Source organism: Marisediminicola senii, assembly GCF_011057645.1.
In the GTDB taxonomy this organism is placed as follows: Bacteria; Actinomycetota; Actinomycetes; order Actinomycetales; family Microbacteriaceae; genus Marisediminicola; species Marisediminicola senii.
Genome location: NZ_JAALGE010000073.1, coordinates 1 through 9,509, shown reverse-complemented (window position 1 = coordinate 9,509; position 9,509 = coordinate 1). Strand labels below are relative to the sequence as shown.

General features: G+C 68.7%; 15 protein-coding genes and 1 tRNA gene. 9 read left to right on the top strand and 7 right to left on the bottom strand.

Features of this window, described 5'->3' with window-relative positions; translation table 11 throughout:
- Positions 1-292 precede the first annotated feature (292 nt).
- Genes G5S38_RS14755 through G5S38_RS14735 form a run of 5 tightly spaced genes read left to right on the top strand, consistent with a single transcriptional unit; the run spans position 293 to position 1,822 of the window.
- A complete protein-coding gene (locus G5S38_RS14755; protein ID WP_165070236.1) occupies positions 293-460 on the top strand; it encodes a hypothetical protein in 168 nt (55 codons plus the stop codon).
- The gene (locus G5S38_RS14750; RefSeq protein ID WP_201276709.1) at positions 460-780 is read left to right on the top strand and encodes a hypothetical protein; all 321 of its coding nucleotides are present in this window, start codon (positions 460-462) and stop codon (positions 778-780) included. Before G5S38_RS14755 ends, G5S38_RS14750 begins: the two co-directional genes overlap by 1 nt.
- Positions 781-807: 27 nt before the next feature.
- The gene (locus tag G5S38_RS14745) at positions 808-1,227 is read left to right on the top strand and encodes a hypothetical protein (RefSeq protein WP_165070234.1); all 420 of its coding nucleotides are present in this window, start codon (positions 808-810) and stop codon (positions 1,225-1,227) included.
- A gap of 2 nt (positions 1,228-1,229) precedes the next feature.
- The gene (locus tag G5S38_RS14740; protein WP_165070232.1) at positions 1,230-1,571 is read left to right on the top strand and encodes a hypothetical protein; all 342 of its coding nucleotides are present in this window, start codon (positions 1,230-1,232) and stop codon (positions 1,569-1,571) included.
- Positions 1,572-1,627: 56 nt separating this feature from the next.
- On the top strand, positions 1,628-1,822 hold the full coding sequence (locus G5S38_RS14735; protein ID WP_165070230.1) for a hypothetical protein: 195 nt from the start codon (positions 1,628-1,630) through the stop codon (positions 1,820-1,822).
- Between the two features lie 19 nt (positions 1,823-1,841).
- Here the strand turns inward: G5S38_RS14735 and G5S38_RS14730 are convergent, their stop codons facing one another.
- The 4 genes from G5S38_RS14730 to def form a co-directional block, all read right to left on the bottom strand.
- On the bottom strand, positions 1,842-2,042 hold the full coding sequence (locus G5S38_RS14730; protein ID WP_165070228.1) for a hypothetical protein: 201 nt from the start codon (positions 2,040-2,042) through the stop codon (positions 1,842-1,844).
- Positions 2,043-2,224: 182 nt separating this feature from the next.
- On the bottom strand, positions 2,225-2,413 hold the full coding sequence (locus G5S38_RS14725; RefSeq protein ID WP_165070225.1) for a hypothetical protein: 189 nt from the start codon (positions 2,411-2,413) through the stop codon (positions 2,225-2,227).
- A 9-nt stretch (positions 2,414-2,422) separates the two neighbouring features.
- Positions 2,423-2,653: a hypothetical protein gene (locus G5S38_RS14720; protein ID WP_165070222.1), complete on the bottom strand. Its 231-nt coding sequence runs from the start codon at positions 2,651-2,653 to the stop codon at positions 2,423-2,425.
- Positions 2,654-2,813: 160 nt separating this feature from the next.
- A complete protein-coding gene (gene def, locus G5S38_RS14715) occupies positions 2,814-3,380 on the bottom strand; it encodes a peptide deformylase (protein ID WP_165070220.1) in 567 nt (188 codons plus the stop codon).
- Between the two features lie 46 nt (positions 3,381-3,426).
- Between def and G5S38_RS14710 the strand changes: the two genes are divergently transcribed.
- Both G5S38_RS14710 and G5S38_RS14705 read left to right on the top strand, forming a co-directional pair.
- Complete coding sequence (locus tag G5S38_RS14710; protein ID WP_165070240.1) at positions 3,427-4,338, top strand: DMT family transporter; 912 nt, start codon at positions 3,427-3,429, stop codon at positions 4,336-4,338.
- 123 nt (positions 4,339-4,461) lie between these two features.
- The gene (locus G5S38_RS14705) at positions 4,462-5,655 is read left to right on the top strand and encodes a glycosyltransferase (RefSeq protein ID WP_235929109.1); all 1,194 of its coding nucleotides are present in this window, start codon (positions 4,462-4,464) and stop codon (positions 5,653-5,655) included.
- Positions 5,656-6,025: 370 nt separating this feature from the next.
- On the opposite strand, the gene G5S38_RS15885 is transcribed toward G5S38_RS14705, so the two are convergent.
- On the bottom strand, positions 6,026-6,952 hold the full coding sequence (locus tag G5S38_RS15885) for a chaplin family protein (protein WP_165070217.1): 927 nt from the start codon (positions 6,950-6,952) through the stop codon (positions 6,026-6,028).
- Positions 6,953-7,207: 255 nt separating this feature from the next.
- A complete protein-coding gene (locus tag G5S38_RS14695) occupies positions 7,208-7,912 on the bottom strand; it encodes a hypothetical protein (RefSeq protein ID WP_165070214.1) in 705 nt (234 codons plus the stop codon).
- Positions 7,913-7,932: 20 nt separating this feature from the next.
- Here G5S38_RS14695 and G5S38_RS14690 point away from each other — a divergent pair, with 20 nt between their 5' ends.
- Together G5S38_RS14690 and G5S38_RS14685 are read left to right on the top strand one after the other, a co-directional pair.
- Positions 7,933-8,226 carry a hypothetical protein gene (locus G5S38_RS14690; protein WP_165070212.1) on the top strand — a complete coding sequence of 98 codons (294 nt, stop codon included), beginning with the start codon at positions 7,933-7,935 and terminating at the stop codon, positions 8,224-8,226.
- A 328-nt stretch (positions 8,227-8,554) separates the two neighbouring features.
- Positions 8,555-8,628: transfer RNA gene (locus tag G5S38_RS14685), tRNA-Ile, on the top strand.
- A 38-nt stretch (positions 8,629-8,666) separates the two neighbouring features.
- Here G5S38_RS14685 and G5S38_RS14680 read toward each other — a convergent pair.
- Positions 8,667-9,383 (bottom strand): DinB/UmuC family translesion DNA polymerase, encoded by a 717-nt coding sequence (locus G5S38_RS14680; RefSeq protein WP_235929108.1) that lies wholly within the window; start codon positions 9,381-9,383, stop codon positions 8,667-8,669.
- Between the last annotated feature and the right edge of the window lie 126 nt (positions 9,384-9,509).

Here is a 9,509-nt window from a genome sequence, read left to right as displayed (position 1 = left end):
ACGAGATCCATGAGCGTCCGGGGGGCTGGGAGATGTGTAAAAGAGCCAGCCCACAACCACTCCCCGCGGGCCGTGAGCCATCAACAACCCCCCCAGCCCCGCCGACCACGCCCGGGGGGACGCGGCCGGCGAGGCGGGGCCAGGCGGTACCCCTCGCCCCGCGCACCCGACTCAGCTCCGGAGCTGAGCCGGGTGCCCACCACGAACTCCCGGGCCGCCCCGAATGAATGGCCCGTTAGGCCATAGCGTCGGGCAACGCCCCGGGCTTCACCACTCACCGAGAGGCCAGCGCATGCGACCGCACAGCATGTTCACCCCGATGCTGGTCCTCACCCTGCTGCTCCTCGGTGGCTTCGGCCTCTTCGGCGGCGCCGTGTGGGGATGGGCCGGCCTCCGCCCCGAGCACGCGCCCCGCATCATCGCCGCTGCCCCAACCTGGCGGCACCGCGGCAAAGCCTGATGGCCCGCACCAACACCCGCCGCATGCACGCCCTCCGCGACGAGTTCTTCCTCGAAGGGCAAACCCAGTCACGGTCCACCGACCCGACTATCCGCGCACTGTCGCACTGCTGGCGCTGCCGCCAACCCATCGACTACAACGTCGCACCGCACAGCACCGACGACAGCCACAACCTCGGCCACTACAAGAACGTCGACGACTTCCCGGAACTCCAAGAGGACCGAGACAACTTCCGCCACGAGCACCGACTCTGCAACCTGCACGCAGGCAAGCGCATGCACAGCCTGGGCCTCGGCGACGCCGTCGCCGACTGGTGGTAACCCGCGCCCCAACCGAAAGGCAACATCATGGCCAAGCTTGGACCCATCACCGGACACATCACCGTGCACATCGGTAGCTCACCCCTCGACATCCAGCCCGTCGAGTTCGACATCCCGCTGCGGTTCGTCGAGAACACCAGCTACGACAGCGATACTCCGCAGGTCGAGTTCACCGGCGTCGCCCGCACCGAACTGCGCGAGCAGCTGACCGAGACACTGCGCACCCTCGCCGATCGCCTCGAGGCATCCCTGCTCGCACCCGCCCGGGTCGTCACGACCTGCGACGTGTGCGGTGCGCAGATCGCAAGCGAGACCCTCGCCACCCTGCGGCACGAAGCCGACGGTGCACACAGCTTCAAGCAGGGCATCATCACCCCGCCTCGCCACTACGAACTCATCGACGACGACGACATCGACGACGCCATCATCGACGAGCCCACCGCCTGACCGTGAACAAGTACACCGCCACCGGCCTGCTCGCCGCCGCCGCAACAGGCAAGCGCGTCCTCGTGGTCTCGCCCCATTACCGGGCATCGCAACAGGCCCATGCTCAAGTCGCCTCCCAAGCGGAGCACATCCACACGGTCCGCATTGTTCACCTGCTCGGCGAGAGGCGGATCGAGCTTGGCTCGACCGACGGGGTCATCACCTTCGTCACTCCGACGAACGTGCGCGGCCGCAGCGCAGATGAAGTGCTGGTGGATGACGAGTACGCCTTTGCCCAGGATCCGCGACCCGTCCTCCTGCCGGTCATCGCGACCAGCCCGCACGGTGAGTTGGTGCGCGGGTGAGCGACGCGCAGCCAGTCGCGACGGGCGGTATCCGTCCACCTCGCGGCCCGTCGGGTGTGTCTCGTCCCTTCCCCGCCGAAGAGGAGGGAGGCGAGGCGTACATCCCACTCGGCTCCTCACGCCGACGCAGCAACGACCTGCTGCTCGCGACGATCGCCAAGCTCGACCTCGCAGACGCAGTGCGAGACCGTAAGCGCCAGCAACGCGACCGCAGACCAGCACGCGTCGCAATCCGCCGCTCCATCCACTGATTCGCCAGAAAATCCAGCCTCAGGGCAGGAACCGGACCAGAGCGCGGGATTCGGCGGCGAGGATCTGGCGACGGTCAGCGAGAAACTGCTCGAGCTCCGCCGTGGTGACGGCGAAGACGTTGGGGTTGGACCTGGCGAAGAAGGCGATCCGGCCGGCGTACATGTCAACGGTCCCGACGCCGCGGCCGGCGGCGAGCAGGTGATTCCTGAACTCGGTCATAGCGCTGGGGTCTATTCGCTGCATGGTCATGGGGTCTCCCGGTGGGTAATTGCGGCTGTCCTAGACGCGTCTGTGGATTGGCGACGCTACGTGCACGGGGTACAAAGAACGAACCCCACTTGGGGGGTCTAGAGATGCAGGTGCTGTGCTGCGACAGCGCGCCCGCGTCGCACAGTCGAGCGCTATTCGCCTCGCCGAGTCTCAATACGGCGAATAGCCAGCTGGTGGACTAGAGTCCACTGCTCTTCGTAGGTCCCGTCCGACACCGCCAGGCGGGTGATCAGCGTGACCAAGGCGGGGTCTGCTGTGGAGCGGCTCTCTTCGATGTGCTCGACCATCAACGCGATCGCGTCGGGGAGCAGCTCGCTCATGCTCATCGGTCAGGCCGGGTGGGGTCCGGTGACGGTGGTGCTGTAGACAGCGGGGCTCTCGTCCCAAAGGAAGACGCGGTTGGCGTGCTCCGTGCAGTACCCATTCGAGAGGGTGCCCTTGACGTTCGGGTGTCCGGCGACGGTGACGAGCCATCGCGCTGGCTCGTCGCATCGGTTGATGGTGCAGGCGCCGAGCTTCGCAGGCGCCGGCGCAAGGGCGGCGTCGGTGCGGAGAGTCATGCGCTCGCCGAGCGGGTGCGCTGTTCTGCGAGGCTACGGACCGGGGCAAGAAAGTAACCGGCAGGTTCTTGGTTCGAGTCCAAGTCGAGGAGCTCGAAGGCCGCACGGGGCTCCACCCCCTGCGGCCTTCGTTATTTAAGCTGTGCGTCGGGTGCGGCCCTCACGCATCCAGGTCGTCGACGCCGGGTAGCCAGCTGTTGCCCGGCGTGCCCCAGCCCGACTTGCGGATGACCTTCGCCACCGTCTTCTCCCACCCAGCGTCGAGACGGTCGACGTAGAGGATGCCATCGAGGTGGTCGTATTCGTGCTGGAAGATGCGGGCGAGCCATCCATCGGCCTGGATCTCGAATGGCTTCTGGTCGAGGTCGACGGCCCGCAGGATGGAGCGTGCCGAACGCCGCAGCGGAAACCGCTCGCCGGGCACCGAGAGGCAGCCCTCCGACTCGTCGTCGTCGTCGGGTTCGCCCAGCGGCACCGGGGTCACCCAGAGCTCGGGGTTGATCGCGACTCCGCGCCAGAGCCGGTCGTCATCGTCGACCCAGTGGTACACGAACAGGCGCAGTGGAACGCCGACCTGCGGAGCGGCGAGGCCCACCCCGGGTGCGGCCTCCATGGTGTCGTACATGTCGGCGACCAGTTGCGCGAGCCGCGCATCGAAGTCGGTGACCGCGCGAGCGGGCGTGTGCAGCACGGGGTCGCCCGTGATGATAATCGGAAGTACGGCCATTCGCCCAGAATATCGGCGCCGTAGCGGTTAGGTTTCTCACGTGCAGATGGACATCAGTGACCTCACCGATCAGGTGGTGACACTGACCCCGATGCAGGGGCTGGGCATTCCGGTCGCCCTCGTCGGAGCCGTCTTCCTGGCGCTGGGTGCGCAGTTCCAGCACCGCGGTGTCGGCAAGGTCGAGGCGAAGCTCGGTGAGCCGACTCGCGGGTTGAGCAAGACCCAGCTGATGGCTCTGCTCACCCGGCCGTCGTGGCTGATCGGCACGCTCATGCTCGGCCTCGCCGTGGTGCTGCAGCTCGTCGCCCTGCGACTGGCTCCACTCATCGTGGTGCAGCCGCTCGGGGCCGTCGCGCTCGTCATCACCGCGCTGGTGAACACCAGGGTGAGCCGGGTCAAGCTCGACAGGCTCACCATCCGCGCGATCGCCCTGTGTGTCGGGGGAGTGGCGCTGTTCGTGGCGTTCGCGGCATCGTTCGCGCAGGAGACCCCGATCACCGATGCGCAGCTCATCACGGTGCTGGTCATCCTGGCCGTGGTGCTGGTGGCGGCTGCGGTCGCGTTCCTCGTGCTGCGCAGAAGGCTACGCGCCATCCTCTACATCGTCGGCGCGGGTGTGCTCTACGGTTTCGTCGCGACGCTCGCGAAGGTCGTGATCAACCGGATCGTGTCCGACCAGTTCGACTGGCTCACCATCATCTGCGTGATCGCGCTGCTCGCCGGTACGGCACTGGGCGCGTACTTCGTGCAGAACGCGTATGCCTCCGGGCCGCCCGACCTGATCATCGCCGGGCTCACCGTCATCGACCCGCTCGTCGCCGTCGGCATCGGAATCGTGGTGCTCGGCGAGGCGTCGGAGGCGCCGCTGTATGCCGTGATCGCCTTCGTCGTCGCGGGAGTGATCGCCATCTACGGCGTGTTCGAGCTGTCGAAGCACCACCCGCAGAGCCGGCATTAGGGTAGGTTGCACCGTAGTCCTCTCCCGCTCGGACATCGCCGCGAGACCCGCCGGCCCACACCGCTAGGAACCCTGAAGACTTTGCCAGCAGCCCTACAGCCCGACCGTTCCATCGCTCGACCGTTGCGAATCCTGATCGGTGCAGACACCTTTCCTCCCAACGTGAACGGTGCGGCGAACTTCGCCTCGCGGCTGGCCGCGGGCCTCGTGGAGCGCGGGCACGACGTGCACGTGATGGCGCCCGCGTTCTCCCGCAAGACGGGTGCATTCGTCGAGGAGCACGACGGCGCCCGGTTCACGGTGCATCGAGTGCGGTCGTGGCGCTGGTACCCCCACGAGTGGCTGCGCTACTCGCTGCCGTGGCGCATCCAGAAGAACGCGGCGGCACTGCTCGACGAACTGAAGCCCGACGTGGTGCACATCCAGTCGCACATCGTGGTCGGGCGCGGCCTCGCCCGGCAGGCGTCGCTGCGCGGCATCCGGCTGGTGGCCACCAACCACTTCATGCCGGAGAACATGATCGAGTACACCCACCTTCCGCAGTCGATGCGGCCCCCGGTCGTCGCCGCGGCGTGGCGTGATGCGCGCAAGACCTTCATGCTCGCGCAGTCGGTGACCAGCCCGACCCGCAAGGCGGCCCAGTTTCTCGAGGACGCCATCGGCATCGACGACGTGCTCGCGATCTCCTGCGGGATCGACGCGTCGCACTATGCCCCGAGCGATGCCCCGCGCACCGAGAACCGCATCCTGTTCGTGGGCCGGGTCACCGCCGAAAAGAACATCGACCAGCTCATCCGCGCGGTCGCCCGCCTCGATCCGGCCCTCAACGTGAAGCTCGAGATCGTCGGGGGTGGTGACCTGGTTCCGCAGCTTCAGCAGCTCGCGACATCCCTCGGCATCGCCTCCAGCGTCACGCTGACCGGGTACGTCGACGATGCCGGACTGCTCGCGGCCTACGGTCGCGCGACGATCTTCGCGATGCCCTCGACCGCCGAGCTGCAGAGCATCGCGACGCTCGAGGCGATGGCCTCGGCGCTGCCTGTCGTCGCGGCCGACGCGATGGCGCTGCCCCACCTCGTGCACGATGGCGAGAACGGGTACCTCTTCACGCCCGGCGACATCGACGACCTCGCGGCGAAGCTCACCCGCCTGCTGACCGCGCCCGACGCGCAGTTCGAGAAGTTCAGGCAGACGAGCCTCGCCTACATCGAGCCGCACGACATCGGACGCACCCTCACGACCTTCGAGGCCCTCTACCGGGGCGAGCGGGTCACCGCCCCGGTCACTGAGGTGTCGCTGGACAACCCCGCGGCCTGACCGCTGCGGCGCGTTCGTCTTGCGCCTGCTGCTGCGGCTGCGCGCCCGCCGACTGCTGATCGCCAGCTCCCGTCCCTCCGGCGCCTGACGAAAACGAAGGAGAAACGGGCAAGAGCGGCCCGTTTCGGGTCCCGATCGGCCCGCGGCGACAGTTCCTCCTTCGTTTTGGCTAGGTGCGCGGAACGTATTCCGTGGGTGGTATGCCTCCCGCCCGGCACCCGACGAAAACGAAGGAGAAATGGGCATGAGCGGCCCGTTTCGGGGCCCGATCGGCTTGGGGCGACAGTTTCTCCTTCGTTTTGGTTAGATGCGGGCGCGGGAAAGGTGCCGCTCGCGCTTTCGCGCGGCGGCACCTCGACCACGGTGTCTGCTAGCTGATCGCGTTGCGGCGGCTGGTCGTCACCAGGGTTGCGCCTGCAATGAGCAGGAGCAGCGCAAGGATGCCGATCGGTGCTCCGTCGACGCCGGTCTGGGCGAGCGAGCCCGGGGCGGCTAGTGCGGACGCCGCGGCACCGTTGTCGGCGACCGTGACCAGTGCAGCGACCTCGGTTGCGGTTCCGGTCTCAGCCGGCACCGCGCGCGTCGCGGCATCGGCCGGTACTGCCGGAGTTGCGGTCTCGGTCGGTTCCGTCGGGGTGACGGGCCCAGTGGGCTCGGTCGGGGTGACCGGGGTGACCGGGGTGACCGGGTCAGCTGGGTTGACCGGCTCGGTCGGGTCGGTCGGGTTGACCGGCTCCGTCGGCACGACGGGTGTGTTCGTCTCGCTGTCTCCGATGACCGAGATGGCGTTGTCGCCGATCGTCACCGGGATGTCGAGCACGGGCCCGGTCTGGGTTCCGCCGCCGATGCTGTCGTCACCTGACCTGGTCGAAGCAGGTGCCGCGGCCGGAGCTGGCGTCGCGGGCACTACCGGCGCAGCGGGCGCGACCGGGGCTGGTGCCGGCGCGGGTGCGGGTTCGCCGACCACGGAACCGCCGATGATGTTGATCGCGTTGTCCGTCACGGTGACGGATGCCGCGGCATCCATCACTGCCTGGGTTCCGCCCGCGACACTGTCGCTTCCCGACGTGCTCGGCGCCGCAGCGACCGGGGCGGGTGCAGGTGCGGCGACAGGCGCCGGCACCACCGGGGCAGCGGCAGCAGGCGAACCGACCGTCGAGTCGCCGACCACCGATACCGCATTGCCGACCACGGTGACCGGGGCCAGGATGTCGGCGACGACCTGGGTGCCAGACAGCACGCCGTCGTCTCCGGTGGTGTCCGCGGAGTGCGCGGCGGTCGTGCCGAGGATGGTCATTCCCCCGACGAGGAGGGCCGTGTACAGCCCCCCGGGTTACGAATCTGTTCATTTCTCTCGAGCTCCTTGCTGAATGATGGGTGCTCCCGAACGGGAGGCTGGGATCCGTGTGTCGCGACGCAACCGCGACGGGATCCCCATCAGTCAGGCGAAGAACCGGGCTCGAGCGAGAGTGACGTCGGAAGGGTCTCGTCGGTGCACGGTGCGGCAAGTGCCGCGCCGGCGAGAAAGAGTGCCGCGCCGTCGACGATGCCGTCAGCGGCTGCGGGTCCACCGGTCGAGCCGTGCGCTCCGGTCGTCGATCCCCCGGCCGCGGGGGTGATCACCGGGCGGGTGGGCGAGGGTCGGCTCGTTGGGTGCGCCGCGTTCGGCCGCCGCACTCTCCAGCGGCACGGCGGGCGCAGCCTGCTCGAGCCAGACCGGGGCGATGGATGCCGCCGCCGCGGCCGCCTCGAACGCCCTGCTCACACCGGCAGCACGGTCGACTGCCGCAGGCGATGCGACGGTGACGGGCCCGCCCGTCACCACGGCCGCGGGCGACGGCTGGCCGGGGTGCCCGCCCGGCTCAGGCGTCACTCCGGATGCCGCGGGCGGCACCACAGCTACCGGCAGACCCGGCAGGCCCGGCAGACCCGGCAGACCCGGCACGACGACTGATCCCGGAGTACCAGGGATCACCGTGTCGGCGACATCCGTGACGTCGGAGATGATGCCCCCGACCGCCGTGTCCGCCCCAGCGGCGACATCACCGACGATGCCGAGCACGCCGTCGGTGACGGGAGACGTGACCGGGGAAACACCATCGGTGACGGGCGAAACCACCGTCGAGACCACGTCGATGTCGACGCCGAGCACGGAGACGGTCGGCACCAGCTGGTCGAGCGTCGTCGTCGCGTCGACGGGAAGTTCAGCCGCGGCATCCACCACGACCGCAGCCGTGTCGACGACGGTCGGCAGCACGGGCAGCGCCGAGGGTGCGGGTGCAGACGCGGCAGTGGATGCTTCCGCCGCAGGCAGCGCGGCCGGCGCAGGTGCCGGTGCCGGAGCTGCGGGTGCGGCGCAGCAGCAACAGCCACCGGAACCGCCGCGGGCGCACCCGGCAGCACGGCCGACGTGGTCTGCGCGACCGTGTCGACCGCCAAACCCACTGTCGACCCGAGACCACCGAGCAGGCCGCTGTCACCGCGACCTCCGTCGTCGGCGGACGCACTCGACGCGGTGCCTACGCACACCAGGGCGGTCGCAACGGTGGCGGTGTACAGGCCGAGGCGTAGGGCCCGCGGCACCCGGTTTCTCCGAGTCATCCCCATTGCAATCACCCCCCCGGTGACGTTCTCGCTCGATTGTGATCTCCGTCACGATGAGCACGCGTGTCGACGTCAGCACAGGGAATTCGTCGAAATGTACCCCGGAAATGTGCGCAACTCGGGGTGCATGTCGCCCGGAACGAGTGGATGCGGCCCGCCGCCCTCAGCCTCGCGAACCGCTGAGACCGCGTCCGATAGCTGCGGTGCCGAACCCGTCGGGTATCGTGTGATGCTGGCGGCCGAACGGCCGTTGCAGTGCGTTCGGCGCCCCGGCTTCTGGCCGGAATGTCGTCGCGGGGCGGTAGCTCAGCTGGTTAGAGCAGCGGACTCATAATCCGTCGGTCACGGGTTCAAGTCCCGTCCGCCCCACCGAAAGGGCGCACCCTATTCCGAGCCCCACACCGCCCTCATTCGTGCTCCGGCAGCAGCGGCGTCGACCAGCCCGGATCGCGGCCGAGCTGGGCGGCACGCGCTACCGACGCGGCACCGAAGCGATCGCGCACGGCGTCGAGAACCGTGTCGAGGCGCGCCCCGTCGTCCCAGGCGATCGGCAGCTCCGGCTGAAGGCTGTCGGCGCGCCCGAGGTGTGACAGCGAAATGCCGATCAGGGTGATGCCGCGTTTCGCGATCTCCGGCTGCGCGGCAAACAGCAGTTCCCTCGCGACGGCGAGCAGCACCGAGGTGCGGTCGGAATCAGAGCGCACCGTGCGGGATCGGGTGGCCTTGACGAAGTCGCCGAACCGCAGGCGCAGCGTGACCGTGCGGCACACCCGGTCACCGTCGCGCAGCCGTCGCGCGAGCCGGTCGACGATCTGGGTGAGGATGAGGTCGATCTCGTCTGGTGAGCGTGGCCGACTGCCGAGGGCGCGCTGCGATCCGATGGAGCCGCGTCGCCGCGTTCCGTCGACCGGCCGCGGATCGCGCAGTCGGGCCAGCGCGTGCAGGTGTGCCCCGGTCGCCTTGCCGAGCAGCTTCTCGGCGGTCGCCTCCTCGAGCTCGGCCAGCTGCCCGACGGTGGTGATGCCCTGCCGGTGCAGCTTCTCGGCGGTCACGACACCCACACCCCACAACCTTTCGACCGGCAGGGGGAGCAGGAATGCCCGCTCCTGGTCCGGCTCGACCACTAGATGAGTGAGTCCTAATTGGTCTCGCTGTGGCCGGTGCGATGTCCCGATCGGGATAGCCCCGCGTGGTCGCTGTTAATCGTTGGCGGAGGGTGTTAAACCCTGTGTGTGAAAACCGACCTCAAC